Genomic DNA, 22208 nt, shown 5'->3' with positions numbered 1-22208 from the left:
CCCAACCAGGAGTCACCCATGAGCACCATCATCGCCGCCCGCTTCGACCTCCAGGAAGACGCCAGTCGCGCCGTAGAGGCGCTGGTGGAGGCGGGCTATCCGCGTGAGGGCATCAGCAGCTTCTTCGTCAATCCGGCCGGCCAGCATGACCGCTTCGCCGTGGGCGGCGACCGCGACAAGTCGCCTGGCGCTGAAGATACCGGTCGGGGCGCTGCTGCGGGCGTGGCTGCTGGCGCGACCGCAGGGGCCGCAGCCGGCTTGGCTGCTGCTCCAGTGACCGGGCCGCTGGGTCCGGCACTCGGCGGACTGGTCGGCGGCCACGTCGGCGGTCTGGTGGGCAGCCTGGGGGCAACCGATGAGCATAGCGTGCCGCGCCGCGCTGCCGGGATGCTGGTGGCCGTGCAGGTGAGCGACCAGCAGGCCGAGCAAAGGGCGGTGGATTGTCTGCGCAGTCTGCATCCGGAAGACATCGAGCGCGCCCAGGGCCAGATACGTGCTGGTGACTGGGACGACTTCGATCCGCTGGCCGCGCCGACTTGGATACAGCCGCCCGTGAGTTAAGCCAACCGCAGGAGAGCTGATGAACTGGCCCGGAGCCTGTGCTACCGGGCCTTGTTGCGTTTACGCCCTGACAATTGCGTATCGGAACATGTCGGAGCATGTTGGCGGATGATTGCGTGGACTGTTTGTGAGTTTATAATCGTACGTAATAATCACTTACCGGATCATTACGCGGGCTAGCCTCACCGTGGGCAAGAAGGCAACAGCCTCACCGCAGGCTAGTGGCGCGGTTCGCACCAGGCAGTAGAGAACAATATCCAAGGGGGCGCTGCGTGAGCAGGGCTGGGCGTCGTAACGACCATCATGAAGCGGGCGTACGCAGATGAGATTGCTGACCAAGGGCTTGCTGATCGTGGCCATTCCTGGCCTGTTTGAAATCGTGTTGCTGGCCGCGCTCTTCAAGTCGCAGGCCGATGCCGCCGACGCCGAGCGCTGGGCGGCGCATTCGGCCGAGGTGATCAACAAGGCGGCCGACGTGCGCGAACCGCTGTTGCTGGAGTCGGCGCGCATTCGCAACGCCATCATCATCGATGATCCCACCCCGATCAGCCGGCCAGAGCTCTGGACCGACCTGGAAATCAAGCTGGGCGATCTGGCCCGGCTGGTGTCCGACAACCCCGAACAGAGTCGCAGCGTGCAGGCCTTGCGGCAGCTGGTCGATCAATTCCGCGTCTGGGCCGACAGCGCCCGCGAGCGCATGCAACGTGGCCAGCGCGATGAACTGGTGCGGCAATTGCGTGACGAGCAGGGGCCGCACCGGCTCTCGGACTTCCTCAATCGCCTGGACGGCTTCCTCAACGAGGAGCGCCATCTGGGCAGCCTGCGCAACCAGGCGCTGCAATCGGCCCGGCAGACCCAGACGGCCTGGCTCATTGCGGCCGTCATCGGTTCCATCCTGACGGCGGCGCTGGCCTCGGTGGCCTTCACGCGCAGCATCAGTGGCCGCATCTCGGTGCTCATCGTCAATGCGCGTCGCCTGGCCGATGGCCTGCCGCTGGCGGCGCGGGTGAAGGGGCATGACGAGATCTCCCTGCTCGACGACGCCTTGCATCGCAGCAGCGAACGTCTGCAGGAAGCCTCGCAGCAGTCGGAGCAGTATCGCAGTCAGTTGGAGCGGCGCGCCCGCGAGCTCACCGACGTCAATGCCGACCTGTTGCAGCAGACCCAGGATAACGAGATGTTCATCTACAGCGTCTCGCACGACCTGCGCTCGCCGCTGGTGAACCTGCAAGGTTTCAGCAAGGAGATCGGCCACGCCACCACGGATTTGCTCAGCGCGGTACAGGCGCTGCCGGTGCCGGAGGCCGACAAGGCCAAGCTGCGCAGCGTAGTGGCTGACGACATCCAGCCGGCGCTGCGCTTCATCCAGAACGCCGTCACCCGCTCGGCAGGCATCATCGACTCCATGCTGCGGCTCTCGCGCGCGGGTCGCGTGGAATACCAGCCGGTGATGCTGGACATGAACGTGATCGCCCAGCGCATCGTCGCGGCCATGAGCGGCAGCATCCGCGACAAGGGCGCGGTGGTGGAGGTGGCCCCCGAGCTGCCGCCGGCCTTTGGCGACCCGACCGCCATCGAGCAGGTGCTGGGCAACCTGGTGGGCAATGCCGTGAACTATCTGGACCCGGCGCGCCCGGGCCGCATCACCATCGACCATCTGCGCGAAGAAGGCGGCGCGGCCACCGGCCCCGAGACCAATGTCTATGTGGTGCGCGACAATGGCCTGGGCATCCCGCCGGCCTACATGCACAAGATGTTCATCGCCTTCCAGCGCCTGCACGGCAATGCCGCGCCGGGCGAGGGGATCGGTCTGGCGCTGGTCAAGCGCGTGGTGGAGCGGCATGGCGGCCGCATCTGGGTGGAGTCCACCGAGGGCCAGGGCAGCAGCTTCTACGTCGCCTTGCCGGCCCGTCCGCCGGCGCCGGTCTGACCCGCATCCCAAGATCCATAGCCAACGAGGAGAATCGCATGGCCACAGAACAGAGCGTCAATATCATCCTGGTGGAAGACGACGACGGTCATGCCGTCCTGGTAGAGAAGAACCTGCGCCGCGCCGGCCTGGTCAACGGCTTCGTGCGCCTGCGCGATGGCCAGGAGGCGCTGGATTACCTGTTCGACCCGCAGCGCTCTCGCACCGAGCTGCAACAGCTGGTGGTGCTGCTGGACGTGAACATGCCGCGCGTGAACGGTGTGGAAGTGCTGCGCCGCCTGAAGGCCGATCCGACCCTCTCGGCCATTCCGGTGATCATGCTCACTACCACCGATGACCCGCGCGAGATCGGGCGCTGCTATGAATACGGTTGCAATGTCTACATCACCAAACCGGTGGAATATGAGGATTTCATCGAGGCCATCCGTCGGCTCGGCTTCTTCCTTCAGGTGGTCAAGCTGCCAGCGCTGGCAGCCGCCCAGAAGGGGCCTGAGCAGCCATGAGCGAAAGGGCTGCCCACATCCTGATCCTCGAAGATGACGAAGGCCTGCTGGCGCTGGCCTCACGCGTACTGACCCGGCGCAGCTACCGCGTCACGGCAGTCGCCGATGCCCAGGCGGCGCGCCTGGCCGTGGATGCGGAGCAGCCGGATGTGCTCATCGTCGATTACAACCTCCAGAGTCCCGATACCGGGCTGGACTTCTTCCGCAGCCTGCGTGCAGCGGGACTGGAGACGCCGGCCATCATGGTCTCGGGCGTGTCGGACGAATTGCGCATCATCGAAGCCCTGCGCGCCGGGGTGGCCGATGTCTTGCCCAAGACCAGCGACTACCTGGACCATTTGCCCGAGGCGGTGGCGCGGGTGCTGGAAGCGCAGCGCGCTGCACGCAGGCAAGCCGACAGTGTGGCGCGGCTCAAGGATGAATTCGTCGCTACGCTCTCCCATGAACTGCGTACGCCGCTCAACGCCATTGTCGGCTGGACCCAGTACCTGCTCAATGATCACTCCGATGCCGACCGGCTGGTCAAGGGGCTGCAGGTCATCGAACGCAATGCCCGCCTGCAGGCGCAGATGGTGGAAGACCTGCTGGACATGAGCCGCATGCTGGCCGGCAAGCTGCGCCTGGAAACGCGGCCGATGGACCTGGCCAGCGTGGCTGAGCAGGCCATTGCCGCGGCGCGTCCGGCGGCCGAGGCGCGACAGATCGAGTTGCATCCTGTGCTGGGCAAGGGCGGGGTGATCCTGGGGGACTCGGCGCGCCTGCAGCAGGTGGTGTGGAACCTGCTGATGAACGCCATCAAGTTCACGCCCCGCCAGGGGCGCGTGAGCCTGTCGCTGCGCCAGCACGATGACACGGTGGAGCTGGAGGTCAGCGACAACGGACGCGGCATCAAGGGTGAATTCCTGGGCAGCGTGTTCGATCGCTTCACCCAGGAAGATGTCAGCACTGGCAGCACCGGCAGCACCGCCAGTGGGCTGGGGCTGGGCCTGGCCATTGCGCGCCACCTGGTGGAGCTGCATGGCGGTCAGATCCGCGCCGCCAGCGCTGGTCCCGGCATGGGAGCGGCCTTTACCGTGACCCTGCCATTGGCCGCCGCCGGGTCCGGCACCGGGTCCGGCGCCAGCATCAGCGAAACGCCGCCGGCCTGAAGGCGGGCCTGACTTGGCCTGGCTCAGTCAGCCAGGATGGGCAGGGTGACGGTAAAGGTGATGATGTTGTTGTCGCAGCTGACCGCGATCTTGCCGCCATGGCCGTGGACGATCTCGCTGACGATGTACAGCCCCAGCCCCAGGCCCCGCGTATTGCGCTGGTTGCCCAGCGATTCCTTCTTGTAGGGCTTGAAGAGATTGCTGCGCACCGCCTCGGGAATGGCCGGACCGTGGTTGGAGACGGCGATGGTGAGCACGTCCTCGCGGCGGAACACGATGAGCGTGGAGGGCTTGCCGATTTCGCCGTGGTGGCGCGTGTTGGAGATCAGGTTGGAGACGACCTGGCTGATGCGGTCACCGTCGAGCGCGATCTCGCCGCAGTCTTCGGCTTCGAGGATGATCTCGTTGTCCGGATAGGCCATGCGGGCTTCATTGACGATTTCGCTGACCATCTTGCGCACGTCTACGGGACGGCGCTGGATGTCGAGTCCCATGCCGCTTTGCAGGCGGCTGATGTCCAGCACCTGCGAGATCAGGCGATGCATGCGGCTGGAAGAGGACGAGATGCGCTTGCTCAGGTTGGAGCTCGAGGGCGAATGCTCGCGCACCTCGATCATGCGCGCGGCCATCATGATCGCCTGCAGCGGATCGCGCAGGTCATGGCCCAGCGTGGCCAGCAGGGTTTCGCGGGCGCGCTTGACCAGGTTCTCATTGGTCAGCGCCACTTCCTGCAGGTCCAGCCGCAACTGGCTGGCCACCTCGGTCTGGGTCTTTTCCCAGGGCAGGCTCTTGCCGCGCACGGTTTCCTTCCAGACGGCGAAGGAGCCGCGCGGCGTGAGGCGCGGACCGAGCGGGCCGATACTGTATTTCTTTTCCGGATTGCCGCCCCAGCGCACGTCTTCCACCTGTTCATTGCGGAACCAGAAGGCATAGCCGTTCTGTTCACGGTAGAAGCGCACCGCCAGCACGCCGCAGATATCGCCCAGCGCCGCCTTCAGATCGGGGACGTCGGCGCCCAGCGAGCTGGTGGAAAAGAGGTCTGCGCTGTGGTGTTCATTGAGCCAGTTGATCAGCGCGTTGACGCCCTCGCGCGAAGGCGCCTTGCCGAAGACCTGGGTCTTGCGGTCCAGCGTGACCGCGCCGCCATGCGCATTCATCAGGTGCAGGAAGCTCTCGGGGGCGCTCGAGAGGGCCAGCACCAGGTCTTCGCGGTCGGTCACCTGGGCCGCGATCTCGCGCCGCAGCGCGGTGCTCTCCTCGAGCGCACGCGCCCGCTCGGCGTTGAGATTGCGCTCCACCAGCGCACTGACGAATTGCGCCAGCAACTGGCAGGACATGCGCACCGCGTGCGGGACCAGGTGCGGGCTCATGTGGTGGCAGGCGATCAGGCCCCAGAGCCGTTCGCCGATGACGATGGACAGGCTCATCGAGGCGCCCACGCCCATGTTGCTCAGGTATTCGATATGCACTGGCGAGACGCTGCGCAGGATGCCATGGCTCAGGTCCAGCGCCCGCCCGGTCAGCGGGTTCAGGTCGGGCTGCAGCGGCACGGTGGGCGCGCCCACGTCGGCGATCAGGCGGATCGGGTTGATCACGTACAGACGCCGCGCCTGGGCCGGGATATCGCTGGCCGGGTAGCGCTGGCCGAGGAAGGATTCGAGGTCCTCGCGGCGATGTTCGGCCACCACTTCGCCGCTGTCGTCATGCAGAAAACGATAGGCCATCACGCGGTCAAAGCCAGTGATGCGGGCGATCTCGTCCACGGCCAGGCTGAGCAGGTCGGCCACCGTCTGCTGGCGCTGGATGCGCTGGATGGCCTGGTGGGCGGCCAGGGCGAAGCTGTCCAGCGCGGCGGCGTCGGTCGGGCGGCGTTCGAATTCGGCGATGAGCACGCCCTCGGACTTGTGCGTGACCAGGTCGAACACGCCTGCGGGCAACACCAGCATGCGTGCGTCGACATAGCCGTAGCGGTCTTCCAGCGCGGCCTGGATGACGGCGCGGGCGCTGGCGTCCAGATGGGCCTCGTCAAGCGCCCGGCCCACTTCGGGCAGCGGACCCAGCAGCGCGCTGGCATTGGCGCTGCCGCTGGCCAGCGTGCCATCCGGCGCAAAGCACAGCAGGGCGCCATGATTCTGGATGGAACCGGGAATGTGGATCGGTTCGCTATCGCAGTTGCTCAGGTCGACAGTGCGGTGGCGGCCTTCATGGTACGGGTTGCTCATGCATTACTTTCTTCCCGATGCCTGCCATTACGGGGCGTCGAATTGTCGCCGCGCAAGAAGCGCCGGCGAGCGTTGGAGGGTGACCAGTGAAGGGGCGGAAGGACAAGTCCGATGGGTCAACGCGATCAGCCGGGGCGCCGGCCAGGTGGTTGATTGTGCCTGTCCTTGTTTAGTAAAGTCCCATTATAGGCGGCGTCTTCGTTTTGTGCTTGATAGTTAACAATTCAATGAGAGTCCCGGGTCTTCGCGGCGGTCCGCACCGTCTCGCCGGCGCTGCTCAAGGCTGCTTAGGGCAGGAAACTTCCCTGTTGTCCTACAAATCAATCCGATGGCGTCCGATAGGACTCATCCATGGTGCGGCCCTAAGATCCTGATACTCGCAGAAACCATCCGCCTGGCAGGTACCAGGAGGAGGCGGCGCGGTGGCGCCGTGCGATGAGAGAACACGCTGTCCATTCATCTGATCGTGTATCCGTTCAGGGGTCGGCTTGCTCCGGCAGGCTCTTCCAGTTTGCCCGGACGTGGCTACAATGAATTGGTCGAATGGCGCAGCAGATCGAATGGACAGGGAGCCAATCAGTATGCCGTCGATGATGCACAGGGAAAGAATCGATCGCAGTGCCGGCCAGACTACGCCGCTGGCGCAGCAGTGGAATTGCCGGCCCCGGCCGGTCAGCACCGCGAACGGACGACAAACCGTCAAGCTGACGTTGCCAGCAGCCCGGCGCACGCATTGCGCGCCGGTTTTTTGAGCAGGGTAGCCTCATGGACAAATCTGATTCCACCCATTCTTCGGGCCTGCACATTGCCATCCCGCAGGGCGACTGGGCAGCCTATCGCGACCACATCGCCAGCCAGGCGGCGGCCGAGCAGGCTCATCCGCATGCTCATGCGCAAGCCGTTGATGAAGCGCAGGCGGTATTGCCGCAGGACACGGCCGGTCAACCCTTGCATGGCGAGGAAGACGTGTTGGCGTACCGGCGCCGTTGCGCGCGCGCCTATATCGGTATGAACGGCCGTCTGGGCGGACGTGCCTACCGTCCCAACGAACCGGTGATCCTGACCCAGGAAGCAGTGCAGGAACTGGCTGAGCTGAACCGTCTGCTGCGCGAGGAACGTGCGCAGAAGAAACGTACGCTCTGAGCATGCGGGCCGGCGCAGGCCCGCACGATGAGAACAAGGCACGAGGCATGCTTGTGCGCCAGATGCTTACCGTATAATCGGGCGCCATTGCGCGCTGTCCGGTGGGTCCGCACCCGCCAGGCAGCACAGGCAGCACAGGCCAATTGCAGGCGCAACCCAGGGGATGCGTCGGTACCGGGCGGCAGCGCCGGTCACCGGCCAATCGCGCACAACAACGATGGGACAGGTGCAGGCAGAACCGGGCCGCTGGCAATTGCGCAGCCTGCCCGGGTGATTGCGCGCCATGCTCAAGGCTAGGCTAAAAGGTAAGTTTCACGACATGGCAGATTTTTCTTGGTTGCGTGGTGCAGGTCCGGCCGCGCAGATCCTCACCGCATCCGACTGGACCGACAGTGCGCTGGGTGCGCCGGCGCAGTGGTCGCCCATGCTGCGCGCCACGCTCAACCAGATCCTGCTCTCGCCCACGCCCAGCCTGCTGGTCTGGGGAGGCGCACGGTCGATGCTCTACAACGACGCCTTCGCCGCCTGTCTGGGTAGCGCCCATCCGGCCGCCTTTGGCGCGCCGCTCACCACCATCGCTGGCTGGCCGGGGACCGACGCCGAGTCCGCCGGGCGTCTGCAGTCGGCTGTGCTGGCCAGCGTTGCCGGAGCGCCGCAGCAGGCCGAGTGCCTGGCCTTGCTGGCGCCGCCGCAGGCCGCCACGGCGCGCTGGGACCTCTCCTGCGTACCGCTGTGGGACCTCGATGAAGCGGCGCAGGCCCAGGCCAGCGGTGTGCTCTGTACTTTCCTGCGCGCCAGCGGCGTGCAGACAGCCCTGCTCCATACCGATCTGCTGAGCGACCTGATGGAGCAATCGCCCAGCTTCAAGGCAGTGGTGCGCGGCCCCGAGCATGTCTTCGAACGTGTCAACAGCGCCTATTTCAAACTCCTCGGCGACCGTCCGGTGATTGGCCAGCCTGCGCGCGCGGCCTTGCCCGAACTGCTGGACGAGAACCTGTTCGCGCTGCTGGACCGGGTCTACCAGACCGGCCAGGCCTATACCGAGCGCGGTGCCCGCCTGTTCCTGCGACGCGGGGTGGACAGCCACTTTGACGGCGCGGTGCTCGACTTCGTCTTCCAGCCCATCAAGAACGCCGAGGGCAAGGTCGATGGCATCTTCATCGAAGGCAATGACGTCACCGAGCGCATGCTTGCCGAAGAGCGGCTGCGCATCGTCGACCGCGCCGGCGAGATCGGCATCTTCGAGTGGTTCCCTGACTCCGGCCGGCTGGCGGTGTCGGATCGCTTCCGCCGCCTGTGGGGGTTGCCCGCCGAAGGTGAGGTCACCGCGGCGCAATTGGTGGGGATGATAGACGAGCAATTCCATCCCAACCTGGGTACCGCGCGCATCAAGGAAGGCGGACCGCGCAATCCGCTCGAATACACCGAATACCATATCACCCGTCCCGATGGCCAGCAGCGCTGGCTGGCCCGCAAGGGCGAGGTGGTGCAGGACGATCCGCGCACCGGCTCCCGCTATGTGGGCGTGAGCTTCGACGTCACTGCGCGCAAGCTCATGGAACAGGCACTGGCCGCTTCCGAAGCCAGCGTGCGCGCCAACAACGCCTTCGTGCGACAGTTGCTCGATTCCACCGACCAGGGTTTCTTCTCCATCGACAGCGCGGGCATCATTACGCTGTGCAATGCGGCCTTCCTGCATCTGCTGGGTTATGCCGCCGAGAAGGATGTGCTGGGACGACCCATCCACGACGTGATCCTGCAGCCCCCCGAGGAGGCGCAGTCCCGCACCGGCTGCGCGGTCTTGCGCGCCGCCCGCGAAGGCGTGAGCGCCCACGTGGACAGCGAGAATTTCCTGCGCGTGGATGGCACCAGCTTCCCGGTGCAGTACCAGACCCACCCGGTCTGGCAGGACGGCCAGTTGCAGGGGGCGCTCTGTACCTTCGTGGACCTGACCGAGCGGCGGCGCGGCCTGCAGGCCTTGTCGTGGAGTGAAAACCGGCTGCGCGCGATCTTCAACCAGGCCTCGGTGTGCTTTTCCGAGATGGACCTGCAGGGCCGCTATCTGCGCGTGAACCAGGCGCTGTGCCGCATGCTCGGACGCAGCGAGGAGCAGATGCTGGGCATGACCCTGGCCGACGTGACTCATCCGGACGATGTGCCGATGAACATGTCGCTGTTCAACCGCTGCATCGAGGATGGCCGCTCCTTCACGCTGGAAAAGCGCTACCTGCGTCCGGATGGCTCGACCTTCTGGGTCTCCAGCGACATCAGCCGCATCGTCGACAGCGAGGGCCGGCCGCAGGCCATGATCGCTGTCTCGACCGATATCACGGAACGCCGTCGTGCCGAGGAGGCGCTGCGCGAACTCAATGACACGCTGGAGCAGCGCGTGGTCGAGGAAATCCTTGAGCGCAGCCGCGCCGAAGCGGCGCTGCGCCAGATGCAGAAGATGGAAGCGGTGGGCCAGCTTACCGGTGGCGTGGCGCATGATTTCAACAATGTGCTGCAGATCATCGGTGGCAACCTGCAATTGCTGCAGTCCGATCCCCGCCTGGACGAGCGCAGCCGCCAGCGCGTGCGCATCGCCATCGGCGCGGTCGATCGTGGCGCCAAGCTGTCCTCGCAGTTGCTGGCCTTTGCGCGCCGACAGCCCTTGCAGCCGCGTAGCATCAACCTCGAACGCGTGGTGCAGAACATGGATGACCTGCTGCGCCGCGCCGTGGGCGAGAACATCGATATCTCTACCCGCGTGGCGCATGACCTGTGGAATACCATGCTCGACCCCAACCAGGTCGAGAACCTCATCATCAACACCGCCATCAACGCCCGCGACGCCATGCCCAGCGGTGGACGGCTGACGGTGCAGATCGACAATGTGCGCCTGGAAGACCCGGGCTTTCTCTCGCAGGCTGACCTGGCCCCGGGCGAATACGTGGAACTGCAGATTTCCGACAACGGTGCGGGCATGTCGCCGGAGGTGCGCGATCGCGCCTTCGAACCCTTCTTCACTACCAAGCTGGAAGGCGAGGGGACCGGCCTGGGCCTGTCCATGGCCTATGGCTTCGTCAAGCAGAGCAAGGGGCATATCAGCATCCACAGCGAGCAGGGCAAGGGCACCACGATCCGGATCTATTTCCCGCGCTGCCTGGAAGAAGAGGTGCGCATCGACGACGCGCGCGACCTCACCGTGCATGGCGGCGACGAGACCATCCTGGTGGTGGAGGATGATCCCAATCTGCAACTGACCGTGATTGATACCCTGTCTTCGCTCGGCTATCGCGTGCTCAAGGCCGACAATGGCGAGCGGGCGCTGGAGATCCTGCAGAGCGGTATGCCCATCGACCTGGTGTTTACCGACGTGGTCATGCCTGGCAGCGTGCCCGTTACCGAACTGGCGCAGCAGGCGCGCCGGCTGGTGCCCAATATCGAGATCCTCTTCACCTCCGGCTACCCGCGCGACACCATCGTCCACGAAGGACGGCTGGACGCCGGCGTGGAGCTGCTCTCCAAGCCTTATCGGATCAACCAGCTGGCCCAGCGCATCCGTCAGATGCTGTCCAACCGGGCGCATCGGGTGGAGCTGGCGCAAGTGACCCGCGAACGTGACCAGGCCGCCGCCTCGGCCACCATCCATGTGCTGCCGCGCGTCGAACGGGAGCCTCTCGCGCAGGCCGATCCGTTCGCGCGTGAAGCCCATGGCGCGGGCGGCGCGAGCGCAGCGCTGCCGCTGCCAGCCGAGCCGCATCCTGAACCCCAGGAGGACGCCAGCGGACTGCGTCTGCTGGTGGTGGAAGACAACATCGATTCACAGCAACTGGTCTGCGAACTGCTGGAAACCCTGGGCCACCAGGCGCGCGGCGTCATCAGTGGCGAAGAGGCGCTACTGGCGCTGGAGGAGCAGGGCTTCGACGTGCTCTTTACGGATGTGAACCTGCCCGGCATGTCCGGGGTGGAACTGGCCAAGGCGGCGCTAGTCCGTTTCCCCAGCCTGGCGGTGATCTTCGCTTCCGGCTACGGAACGATGGTGACGCGCAATGTGGGGTTCGCCGCGCATGCATTGCCCAAGCCTTACGATATCGACCAGTTGCAGGAAATTCTCGACAAGATCGCAGCAGACTGAAGTTTTTTGCTTGGAACAGGGCCGCCAGTCTTCCCGGACTGGCGGCTTTTTTCATGCGGCGGGCGGTAACGTGGGAGGGGAAGCTGAAGCGCGAGGTTTCTTTTTTGCGACATATTCCATAAAATGAATGGGAATTATTATTGTTCCTATTATTTGGTATAAACGTGATGGTTGACAGCAGGCCAACAGGTCAGTTGGCGGCCTCACGCGCCCCGGTATCCACCCTCCAATCAGCCCTTCAGCAACTCGGCACATCGGCCAGGTCCATCTCATGCGCGCTACGCTCGTTCTTCTCCATCGCTGGTTCGGCCTGGCCGCTGCGGTGTTTCTCTTCATTGCCGGCCTGACCGGCGCAGTCATTTCCTGGGATCACGAGCTCGACGCCTGGCTCAATCCCCAGCTCTTCGACGCCCGCAGCGCCACCCAGCCAGGCGCCGGTGCGCCCATGCCCGGGCTGGAACTGGCGCGCCGGGTGGAACAGGCCGAGCCAAAGCTGCGCGTGACCTATGTGCTGACCCAGGCCGAGCCCGGCCACACCATCGGCATGATGGTCGAGCCGCGCATGGACCCGGCCACCGGCAAGCTCTATACGCTGGACTACAACCAGATCGCCGTGGACCCGGTCACCGCCGAGATCCAGGGCCGCCGCATGTGGGGGGCGATCTCGCTGTCGCGGGAGAATCTCTTGCCCTTCCTCTACAAGCTGCACTACACCATGCACCTGCCGGACCTGGGCGGGATGGAGACCGGCATCCTCTTCATGGGCATCATCGGCATCGTGTGGGCGCTGGATTGCCTGATCGCGCTCTACCTGTCCTTTCCCAACTGGCGCAGCTGGCGCAAGTCCTTGGCGTTCCGCTGGCGCGATGGCGGTCACAAGCTCAACTTCGACCTGCATCGCTCCGGCGGCGTGTGGGTCTGGGGCTTGCTGCTGATCCTGGCGGTCACGTCGGTGTCGATGAACCTGGAACGCCAGGTAATGCGGCCGCTGCTGCAGACCCTCTCCACGCTCACGCCCAGCCCCTTCGACACCCGTACCCCGACCGCCCCCGAGAAGGTGGCCGAACCGCGCATCAGCCGCGAGCAGGCGGTGGCGCTGGGTCAGGCGCAGGCACGCAAGATGGGACTGACCGAGCCGGTGGGCGGGGTGTTCTATTCGGGCATGTTCGGCGTCTATGGCGTGGGTTACTTCCAGCCCGGCAACGATCATGGCGATGTCGGCCTGGGCAATGCCTGGCTTTACTTCGACGCCAACAGCGGCGCTTACGAGGGCGGCAAGATCCCGGGGCGGGGCAGCGCCGGGGATATCTTCCTGCAGGCGCAGTTCCCGCTGCATTCGGGACGCATCCTGGGCTTGCCGGGACGCATCCTGATCTCCTTCATGGGAGCGCTGGTGGCCATGCTGTCGGTGACGGGCGTGATCATCTGGGTGCGCAAGCGCAAGGCGCGGCTGCAGCAGCGCGAGCGCACGGCCGCCCAAAAGACACCGGCCCGCGAGGGGCCGGTAGCGGAACTGCAGTAGGGCGCGGCGGCCCTGCTTCAGGGGTCAGTGGGCCATGAGCACGGGCAGGGTCATGGTCTTGAGGATGGTCAGGGTCACGCCGCCCAGCAGCACTTCACGGAAGCGGGTGTGGCCGTAGCCGCCCATGACCAGCAGGTCCGAGCCCTTGTCGGCGGCCAGCGAAAGCAGGGCGTTGCCGATGTCCAGCGGGGTCTGTTCCTGCGCCACTTCCACTGTCACGCCATGGCGCGCCAGGTACAGGGCGATATCGGCGCCGGGCTGTTCGCCATGGGTGCCCAGGCGCTTGTCGGAATTGAAGATCACCACCGTCACGTTGTCCGCCTGGCGCAGCAGCGGCAGGGCGGCGGTGATGGCGCGGGTCGATTCCATGCTGCCGTCCCAGGCGACCAGGGCGTTCTTGCCGACCTGCTTGAATTCACCGGCGCTGGGGATGATCAGCACCGGGCGGGGCGAATTGAGCATCACGTATTCGGGCAGGTCGGTGAGGAAGCTGTCGTCGGCATCGTCCAGATCGGCCTGGCTGACCACCACCAGGTCGGCATAGCGCGCCTGCAGGGCCAGGCCGCCTTCGGCATCGTCATCGACGAAGCGCTTTTCGCAGGAGGGCACGCCCACGCTGTTGGCGATCTTGTCGAAGTTTTCCAGCGCGGCCAGGGCGCGGTCGCGGAAGCCATCCATCTGCGCGGCGATATAGGCCGCGCCTTCCATGGTGATGAAGCTGGAGATGCCACTGACGGCGCTGCCGATCAGGTGCGCCTGCTGGGCGCGCGCCAGTTCGGCGGCGATGCGGATGCGCTGGGCAGCGTGACGTGACTGGTCGACATGGACCAGGATCGACTTGTAGCTCATGGTAGCTCCTCGGGGTGTTGGGATGGAAAGGCGTCCGCGACGGGATGCCATGGCTTCAGACTAGGCCTGCGTGCCGCCCTCGTCCAGCGCAAAACCGGGCGCAATTGACACATGTCAAGCACAGCCGGCTTGCCCGCCGCGCCGCTTGTTCCAGCGCAGCAATGATGCGATCAGGCTGGCTGGGTTATGCTTGTGGGCTTTGATCCCCCGGCCTCGCTGCAACGAGGCAACGAGAACACCATGTCTTCCATCTTCCATCTCGCCTATCACGTGCGCGACCTCGACGCCGCCCGCCGTTTCTATTGCGACCTGCTGGGTTGCCAGGAGGGGCGCAGCACCGATACCTGGGTCGATATCGATTTCTTCGGCCATCAGCTCTCGCTGCATCTGGGCGAACCCTTTGCGGTGAGCAACACCGGCAAGGTCGGTCATCACATGGTACCCATGCCGCACCTGGGCGTGATCCTGCCGATGCCGCAATGGCAGGCCCTGGCCGACCGCCTCAGCGCCAGCGGAGAGGTGCAGTTCGTGCTGGCGCCGCAGATCCGCTTCGCCGGCGAGCCGGGTGAGCAGGCCACCATGTTCTTTTGCGATCCCTCGGGCAATCCCATCGAGGTCAAGGGCTTTGCCGATCTCCAGCAGGTCTACGCCCGATGAGTGCGCTCGCCCCCATTTCCCCCATCGCCTTCGTCAGCCAGGCCGGCGCCAGCGAAGTGCAGCAGTGGATCAGCGCGCTGCAGGCCGCCATGCCGGAAGAACGCATCCTGCCCTTCGAGCAGCTGGACGCCGATCAGCTCGCGCAATGCCGCGTGGCCATCGTCGCCAATCCCGATCCGGCCCAGCTCAAGCGCATGCCGCAATTGCTGTGGGTGCATAGCGTATGGGCCGGGGTCGAGCGTTTGGTCGCCGATCTGGGTCAGAGCGACTTGCAGCTCACGCGCCTGGTCGATCCGCGCCTGGCCGCCACCATGGCCGAAGCAGTGCTGGCCTGGACGCTCTACCTGCATCGCGACATGCCCCTCTATGCGTGCCGCCAGCGCGAACATCACTGGGAGGCGCAGCCCTATGTGCTGCCCGAGCAGCGCCGCGTCAGCCTGCTGGGCCTGGGGGCGCTGGGCGAGGCTGCCGCGGCGGTGCTGCGCCAGGCGCGCTTTGCCGTCAGCGGCTGGAGCCGCAGCCCGCGTGCGGTGGAGTCTGTGCAGACTTTCCATGGGCCGGCGGGCTTGGCGCAGATGCTGGCACAGACCGATATCCTGGTCTGCCTGTTGCCGCTCACGGCCGAGACCCGTGGCCTGATCGATGCCGCTCATCTGGCCATGCTGCCGCCGCAGGCGCAACTGATCAATTTTGCCCGCGGGCCCATCATCGACGATGCCGCGCTGAAGGCGGCGCTGGACGCCGGCCAGCTCCGGCATGCGGTGCTGGACGTGTTTGCCGTGGAGCCCTTGCCGCCCGAGGCCTGGCCGTGGAGCCATCCGGCCGTGACGGTGCTGCCGCATTGCTCCGCCCCCACCGACCGGCAGACGGCCTCGGCCATCGTGGCTGCCAATATCCGGCGTTACCGCCACAGCGGGGAGATTGCCGCCAACGTCGATCTGCGGCGCGGCTACTGAGCTAAGCCTGCCTGCGCGTTATTGGCGGGCGATGGTGAAGCCGATGCTGTTGACACCCTCTTTGCTGGAGGCAAAGGCGCGTCCCCCATGCATGCGCGCCACCGCCTTGACGATGGCCAGGCCCAGCCCGTGGCCATGGCTGCCGTTGATGTCCTGGCGGGCGCTGTCGACCCGGTAGAAACGGTCGAACAGGCGCGGCAGGTGATGTTCGTCGATGGTCTTGCCGGGGTTGCTCACGGCCACCCGCACGGTCTCTTCCTGGCAGGCGATGTCGATGTGCAGCAGCGCGCCTTCGGGCGAATGCTGGATGGCGTTCTGGATCAGGTTGGTCAGGGCGCGCTTGAAGAGGGCCGTCTCCATCATCGCCGTGGCTTCGGTATCGCCGGCGACTTCGATGCGCATGCCGCTGTCGTCGAGCACGAACTCGAAGAAATCCACCGTCTTCTGCACCTCGTCGGCCACCCGCGCCGGCACCCGCGCCGTGGCCGCTTCGCCCTGGTCGGAGCGGGCCAGGAAGAGCATGTCGTTGACGATGGAACGGAGGCGGTCCAGTTCTTCCAGGTTTGATTGCAGCACGTCCTTGAATTCCCCGGCGCTGCGCTCGCGCGCCAGCGCCACCTGGGTTTCGCCGATCAGGTTGGCCAGCGGCGTGCGCAGTTCGTGGGCGACGTCGGCGTTGAAGGCTTCCAGCTGGGTGTAGGCGTCTTCGATGCGATCGAGCGCGCCATTGAAGGCCAGCGCCAGCACCGACAGTTCCTGCGGCATGGCCTCTACCGGCATGCGTGCGGAGAGTCTGCGCGGCGAGAAACTCTGCGCCCGGTCCGACATCTGGCGCAAGGGCGCCAGGCCGGCGCGGGCGATCCAGTAGCTGGAGATCACTGCCAGCACGATGCCCAGGAGGGAAAACACCGAGGTCGCCAGGAGAAAGGTGCGGCGCATCTCGAAATAGGGTTCGCCATCCACCCCGACGGTGACGTCCACGGCGGGCCGCTCCTCGAAGGCGGGCAGGGTGCGCGTCATGATGTGCAGCGGATAACGGCGGCCGGGCAGGTGCAGGCGGCCTACCGAGTTGCCCTCGTCAGCGCGGATGGCCTGCGGCGCCAGGCGGCTCAGATCGCCGTAGGTAAAGCGGGCGTCGCTGCTGGAAATCCAGAACGAGACATGCTGGTCGGCCTGCGACAGCGTGGCCAGCTTGGCTTGCACCCGGCCCCAGCGTTCGGTATTGCCGGCGCGGGCGATCTGGTAGCTGATGTCGTTGAGCGTGGTGACCAGGCCGTCGCGCTCGTGGCGCAGCAGTTCGCCCTTGAGCACGGTGTAGAGCACCATCCCGGTGAGCGCAAAGATCAGCAGCGCCGAGGCCGCCGACATCCACACCAGCCGCGCCGTGATCGATTGCCGCAGCGGCAGCCAGCGCAGGCGCACTGCGTCCTCGCCAGCCTCAGTCATCGCTGCTGTCGGCCGTGGCGCGCGGCTCCAGCACATAGCCCATGCCGCGCACGGTATGCAGCAGCTTCTGCTCGAAGGGCGCATCGATCTTGGCGCGCAGGCGCTTGATGGCGACCTCGACCACATTGGTATTGCTGTCGAAATTCATGTCCCAGACCAGTTCGGCAATGGCGGTCTTGGAAAGGATCTCGCCCTGGCGGCGCGCCATCACGGCCAGCAAGGCAAATTCCTTGGCGGTGAGGTCGATGCGCAGCCCACCGCGGAAGGCCTTGCGCGAGAGCAGGTCGATCTGCAGGTCGCCGATGCGCAGCTGCGCCGGTTCCTGGGCGCGGCCGCGTCGCGTCAGGGCCTGCAGCCGGGCCAGCAGTTCGAGGAAAGAGAAGGGCTTGATCAGGTAGTCATCGGCGCCGTCATGCAGACCCTTGATGCGGTCTTCCACACTGTCGCGCGCGGTCAGCATGATCACCGGCGTCTCCTTGACCTTGCGCAGCGCCCGCAGCACCGAGAAGCCGTCGATGCCGGGCAGCATGACGTCCAGCACGATCACGTCGTAATCATGCTCGATGGCCAGGTGCTGGCCATCCACCCCATTGGCGGCCAGGTCCACGGCGCAGCCCTGCTCGGTGAGGCCTTTGCAGAGGTACTCGGACATCTTTTGCTCGTCTTCGACTATCAGAATCTTCATGCGGTCTCCAGCGGCCCTGCCAGGACTGGTTTGCCCGGCGGTGGCCCATGCGGGATTCTACCTTCCCGCTGCGTTGTGTTGCATGGGCATGTTCACCCCTGCGGATTGGCCAGCCGCGCCGCCTTGCGCGCCAGGCGTGCTTCTTTCTTGCGCATGTACCAGTAGTGGGCGCGGTCCAGGTAGAGATAGACCACCGGGGTGGTAAACAGGGTCAGCGCCTGCGACAGGATCAGGCCGCCCACCATGGCATAGCCCAGCGGGCGGCGCAGCTCGGAGCCGGCGCCGTGGCCCAGCATCAGCGGCAGGCCCGACAGCAGGGCGCACATGGTGGTCATCATGATGGGGCGGAAGCGCAGCAGGCAGGCCTGATAGATCGCTTCTTCCGGCTTCATGCCCTGGCTGCGCTCGGCGGTGAGGGCAAAGTCGATCATCATGATGCCGTTCTTCTTGACGATGCCGATGAGCAGGATGATGCCGATGAGGGCGATGACCGAGAGGTCATAGCCGCCCGCCATCAGGATCAGCAACGCGCCCACGCCCGCCGAGGGCAGGGTGGAGAGGATGGTCAGCGGATGGATGTAGCTCTCGTAGAGCAGGCCCAGCACGATGTAGACCGCAATCAGCGCCGCTGCGATCAGGTAGGGTTGGGACGAGAGCGAGTCGCCGAAGGCCTTGGCCGTGCCCTGGAAGTTGCCCACCAGGGTCTGCGGCACGCCCATCTCGTCCTTGGTCTTCTGGATCACATCGACGGCTTCGCCCAGCGAGACCCCCTTGGCCAGGTTGAAGGAAATCGTCACCGCCGGGAACTGGCTCTGGTGGCTGATGGACAGGTAGGAGGTCTTGCTGGTGTCGATCTTCACGAAGGTCGATAGCGGCACCTGCTGGCCGGTCAGGGGCGAGGTCAGGTAGAGCTTGTCGAACAGCGCCGGGTCTTTCTGCAGGGCCGGTGTCACTTCCAGGATCACGCGGTAGCTGTTGATCTGGGTGAAGTACTGGGCCACCTGGCGCTGGCCGATGGCGTCATAGATGGTGGCGTCGATCAGCGACGGCGAGATGCCGAAGCTGGAGGCGCGTGCGCGGTCGATGGTGATGACCGCCGCGGCGGCCTGGTTCTGCTGGTCGGAGGCCACGTCGGTGAGTTGCGGCAGCTGGCGGAAGCGTTCCAGCATGCGCGGCGCCCAGACGTTGAGTTCATCCAGGTCGGTATCGGTGATGGTGTACTGGTACTGGGTGCGCGAGAGGCGGCCACCGACGTTGATGTCCTGGCTGGCCTGCATGAACAGGTTCACCCCCTCGATCCTCGCCACCTTGGGACGCAGCCGGGCGATGATCTCGTCGGCGTTGGTGGTGCGTCCCTGGTCCTTGGGTTTCAGGGCGATGAAGAACTGGCCGGTGTTGAAGGTGGTCGAGCCCGCGCTCATGGCAAAGCCGATCACGTCCGGGTCCTGGCGCACCACGTCGGCCACCTTCAGCAGGCGCTCGTGCATGGCGGCCGAGGACGTGTCCTGCGCCGATTCGGCAAAGCCGACGATGACGCCATTGTCCTGCTGCGGGAAGAAGCCCTTGGGGATGAAGATGAACAGCACCGCCGTCAGCGCCACAGTGGCGATGAAACTCATCAGGGTGATGAACTGGTGCTTCATCACCACATCCAGGCCGCGCTTGTAGCCGGCCAGCATGGCGTCGAAGCAGCGCTCGAACCATTGATACAGCTTGCCATGGCGCTGGCCATGCTCGTTCTTCAGGAAGCGCGAGCACAGCATGGGCGTGAGGGTCAGCGAGATGATGACCGACACGGCAATGGTCAGCGTCACCGTGACCGCAAACTCACGGAACAGCCGGCCCACGATGCCTCCCATCAACAGCAGCGGGATGAACACCGCCACCAGCGAGACCGAGATCGAGATGATGGTAAAGCCAATCTCGCCCGCACCCTTCAAGGCTGCCTCCAGCGGCGTCATGCCCTCTTCGACGTAGCGATAGATGTTTTCCAGCATGACGATGGCGTCATCGACCACGAAGCCCACGGCAATGGTCAGCGCCATCAGCGAAAGATTGTCCAGGCTATAGCCCACCACATACATCACCCCGGCCGTGCCCATGATGGCCAGCGGCACGGTCACCGAGGGGATCAGCGTGGCGGCCACGTTGCGCAGGAACACGAAGATCACCATCACCACCAGCGCAATGGTCAGCACCAGGGTGAACTCCACGTCTTCCACCGAGGCGCGGATGGTCTGGGTGCGGTCGATGAGCGTATTGACATGGATGGCTGCGGGAATGGCTGCCCGCAGGCGCGGCATGGCGGCCTTGATGCGGCCGACCGTCTCGATCACGTTGGCGCCGGGCTGCTTGGTGATGGCCAGCACGATGGAGCGGCCATTGGTGATGGTGTGGTCGGCGGTGTTGGCCGCGCCGGCGAAGGCCCAGGCGGCGATCTTGTTGTTCTCCGGTCCGTCCACGGCGATGCCGATGTCCTTGACGCGGATCGGCGCGCCATTGCGCCAGGCCAGGACCATGTCATTCCATTGCTCGGCCTTGAGCAACTGGTCGTTGGTATAGACCGTGAAGGCCTGGCGCGCACCGTCAACGGTGCCCTTGGGCTGGTTCACAGTGGTGGTGGCGATGACGCCGCGGATATCTTCCAGGCTCAGTCCCAGGGTGGCCATCTTGGCCGGATCGACCTGGATGCGCACGGCCGGCTTTTGCTGGCCATTGACGTTGACCAGGCCCACGCCCGAGATCTGCGAGATCTGCTGGGCCAGGATGTTGTCGGCATAGTCGTTGACCACCGTCAGCGGCAGCGCCTCGGACTGCACCGACATGATCATGATGGGCGAATCAGCCGGGTTGATCTTGCGGAAGGTCGGCGGATTGGGCAGGTTGGACGGCAATTGCCCGGTGGAGGCATTGATGGCCGCCTGCACATCCAGCGCGGCGGCGTCGATGTTACGGTTCAGGTCGAACTGCAGCGTGATCTGGGTGGTGCCCAGCGTGCTCTGCGAGGTCATCTGCGAAAGTCCGGCGATGAGCGAGAACTGGCGCTCCAGCGGCTGGGCCACGTTGGAGGCCATGGTCTCGGGGCTGCCCCCGGGCAGTTGCGCGGTGACCTGGATGGTGGGGAAGTCCACCTGCGGCAGCGGCGCCACCGGCAGCAGCGGCCACACCGCCACGCCCACCAGCAGGATGGCGATGGCCAGCAGCGTGGTGCCGATGGGGCGCTTGATGAAGGCGGCAGAGACGCTCACTTGGCGTTTCCTTTCGCCTTGGCCTCGGCATTGGCTGCGCTGGCCTTGGCCGGCTGCGGCTTGCTCTCGACGATGCGGCTGCCGGGCTTGAGCTTGTACTGGCCGTCGATGACCACCCGCTGGCCCGCTTGCACCGCGTTGCCGGCGGCCAGCACGGCGATGCCGTCCTGGATGCGTTCGACCTTGACCGGCTGCATCCTGGCCTTGTCTTCCTGGTCGATGGCGTAGACGTAGGTGCCCTGCTGGTTGCGCTGGATGGCGGCCGCCGGCACGGTGAGGGCGTCGCCGTGGCTGCGCATCTGCAGGCGGGCGTTGACGTACTGGCCTGGCCAGAGCTTGTGGTCAGGATTGTCGAAGCGTGCCTTCAACTGCACCGTGCCGTTGGTGGTGTTGATCTGGTTGTCCAGCAGGACCAGCTTGCCGGTGGCCAGCACTTCCTGCGAGTCGCGCGCATAGGCGCTCACCTGGAGCGGCTGCTGGTGAGCGCGCTGGGCGCGGTTGATACCGGCCACGGCTTCTTCGGGCAAGGTGAAGACCAGGGTGATCGGATCGATCTGGTTGATCACCACCAGTCCGTTGGCGTCCGTGGCATGCACGATGTTGCCCGGATCGACCAGGCGCGCGCCGACGCGGCCCGAGATCGGCGCATTGATGGTGGTATAGCTCAATTGCACCTTGGCATAGGCCACCTGGGCCTCGTCGGTCTTGACGGCCGCTTCCAGCTGCGCCACCAGGGCCTTTTGCGTATCGAGCTGCTGCTGGGTGGCGGCATCCTGGCTGCGCAGGGTGGTATAGCGTTGCAGGTCCAGCCGGGCGTTCATCAGCGTGGCGCTATCCTTGGCGCGCTGCGCCTCGGCCTGGGCCAGTTGCGCCTGCAGCGCGCGCGCATCGATCTGGGCCAGCAACTGGCCTTTCTTGACGTCTTCGCCTTCCTGGAAGCCGACCTTTTCCAACTGGCCATCGATGCGTGTCTTGACCACGACGCTGGCATTGGCCGTGACCGTGCCGACGCCCGCCAGGTACTGCGGCAAGTCGCGTTCCTGTACGCTGGCCAGGGTGACGGAGACGGGCGGCGGCGCCTTGGCCTGGGGTTGGTCGGCGGCGCTGGCGCGCTGCAGGTAGGTCCAGCCGCCGATGCCGGCCATCAGCAGCGCTGCGGCCAGTGCGATGGCCAGTTTGGAACGCTGGGCAGTGGTGGGTGAGGTGCTCATGCCTGAA

The 22208-nt window shown here is 65.5% G+C and carries 15 protein-coding genes; 9 read left to right on the top strand and 6 right to left on the bottom strand.

The annotated features are described in order from the left end of the window. Positions 1-18 precede the first annotated feature (18 nt). The 4 genes from BGK68_RS20085 (at position 19) to BGK68_RS20070 (ending at position 4142) form a co-directional block, all read left to right on the top strand. Positions 19-561 (top strand): hypothetical protein, encoded by a 543-nt coding sequence (locus BGK68_RS20085; RefSeq protein ID WP_075258539.1) that lies wholly within the window; start codon positions 19-21, stop codon positions 559-561. 322 nt (positions 562-883) lie between these two features. Continuing rightward, complete coding sequence (locus BGK68_RS20080; protein ID WP_075258538.1) at positions 884-2491, top strand: sensor histidine kinase; 1608 nt, start codon at positions 884-886, stop codon at positions 2489-2491. Positions 2492-2529: 38 nt separating this feature from the next. After that, the gene (locus BGK68_RS20075; RefSeq protein ID WP_075258537.1) at positions 2530-2994 is read left to right on the top strand and encodes a response regulator; all 465 of its coding nucleotides are present in this window, start codon (positions 2530-2532) and stop codon (positions 2992-2994) included. Next, on the top strand, positions 2991-4142 hold the full coding sequence (locus tag BGK68_RS20070) for a hybrid sensor histidine kinase/response regulator (RefSeq protein WP_075258536.1): 1152 nt from the start codon (positions 2991-2993) through the stop codon (positions 4140-4142). Before BGK68_RS20075 ends, BGK68_RS20070 begins: the two co-directional genes overlap by 4 nt. Before the next feature lie 23 nt (positions 4143-4165). Here BGK68_RS20070 and BGK68_RS20065 read toward each other — a convergent pair whose 3' ends face one another. Then, positions 4166-6364 (bottom strand): ATP-binding protein, encoded by a 2199-nt coding sequence (locus tag BGK68_RS20065; RefSeq protein WP_075258535.1) that lies wholly within the window; start codon positions 6362-6364, stop codon positions 4166-4168. A 765-nt stretch (positions 6365-7129) separates the two neighbouring features. On the opposite strand from BGK68_RS20065, the gene BGK68_RS20060 reads away from it, so the two are divergent. The 3 genes from BGK68_RS20060 (at position 7130) to BGK68_RS20050 (ending at position 13149) form a co-directional block, all read left to right on the top strand. After that, entirely contained in the window at positions 7130-7507 is a 378-nt protein-coding gene (locus BGK68_RS20060) for a hypothetical protein (RefSeq protein WP_075258534.1), read from the top strand. 319 nt (positions 7508-7826) lie between these two features. After that, positions 7827-11627: a hybrid sensor histidine kinase/response regulator gene (locus BGK68_RS20055; RefSeq protein ID WP_075258533.1), complete on the top strand. Its 3801-nt coding sequence runs from the start codon at positions 7827-7829 to the stop codon at positions 11625-11627. A 271-nt stretch (positions 11628-11898) separates the two neighbouring features. Further along, positions 11899-13149, top strand: coding sequence for a PepSY-associated TM helix domain-containing protein (locus BGK68_RS20050; protein ID WP_075258532.1), 1251 nt, complete (start codon positions 11899-11901; stop codon positions 13147-13149). Positions 13150-13173: 24 nt separating this feature from the next. On the opposite strand, the gene BGK68_RS20045 is transcribed toward BGK68_RS20050, so the two are convergent. After that, a complete protein-coding gene (locus BGK68_RS20045) occupies positions 13174-13998 on the bottom strand; it encodes a universal stress protein (protein ID WP_075258531.1) in 825 nt (274 codons plus the stop codon). 240 nt (positions 13999-14238) lie between these two features. Between BGK68_RS20045 and BGK68_RS20040 the strand changes: the two genes are divergently transcribed. Both BGK68_RS20040 and BGK68_RS20035 read left to right on the top strand, forming a co-directional pair. After that, a complete protein-coding gene (locus BGK68_RS20040) occupies positions 14239-14655 on the top strand; it encodes a VOC family protein (protein WP_075259914.1) in 417 nt (138 codons plus the stop codon). Next, positions 14652-15611 carry a 2-hydroxyacid dehydrogenase gene (locus BGK68_RS20035; protein ID WP_075258530.1) on the top strand — a complete coding sequence of 320 codons (960 nt, stop codon included), beginning with the start codon at positions 14652-14654 and terminating at the stop codon, positions 15609-15611. Before BGK68_RS20040 ends, BGK68_RS20035 begins: the two co-directional genes overlap by 4 nt. Before the next feature lie 18 nt (positions 15612-15629). On the opposite strand, the gene BGK68_RS20030 is transcribed toward BGK68_RS20035, so the two are convergent. The 4 genes from BGK68_RS20030 to BGK68_RS20015 all read right to left on the bottom strand — a co-directional run bounded on the left by BGK68_RS20030 (position 15630) and on the right by BGK68_RS20015 (position 22201). Further along, positions 15630-17057 (bottom strand): heavy metal sensor histidine kinase, encoded by a 1428-nt coding sequence (locus BGK68_RS20030; RefSeq protein ID WP_075258529.1) that lies wholly within the window; start codon positions 17055-17057, stop codon positions 15630-15632. Further along, a complete protein-coding gene (locus BGK68_RS20025; RefSeq protein WP_075258528.1) occupies positions 17050-17742 on the bottom strand; it encodes a heavy metal response regulator transcription factor in 693 nt (230 codons plus the stop codon). The genes BGK68_RS20030 and BGK68_RS20025 overlap by 8 nt, the downstream gene beginning before the upstream one ends. A 92-nt stretch (positions 17743-17834) precedes the next feature. Further along, positions 17835-20990 carry an efflux RND transporter permease subunit gene (locus BGK68_RS20020; RefSeq protein WP_075258527.1) on the bottom strand — a complete coding sequence of 1052 codons (3156 nt, stop codon included), beginning with the start codon at positions 20988-20990 and terminating at the stop codon, positions 17835-17837. Further along, positions 20987-22201: an efflux RND transporter periplasmic adaptor subunit gene (locus BGK68_RS20015; RefSeq protein ID WP_075258526.1), complete on the bottom strand. Its 1215-nt coding sequence runs from the start codon at positions 22199-22201 to the stop codon at positions 20987-20989. The genes BGK68_RS20020 and BGK68_RS20015 overlap by 4 nt, the downstream gene beginning before the upstream one ends. Positions 22202-22208 lie beyond the last annotated feature (7 nt).

The sequence above is a fragment of the Herbaspirillum camelliae genome (genome assembly GCF_001929405.1).
GTDB classification, from domain to species: Bacteria; Pseudomonadota; Gammaproteobacteria; order Burkholderiales; family Burkholderiaceae_D; genus Herbaspirillum; species Herbaspirillum seropedicae.
This window is presented reverse-complemented; position numbering and strand designations above follow the sequence as displayed.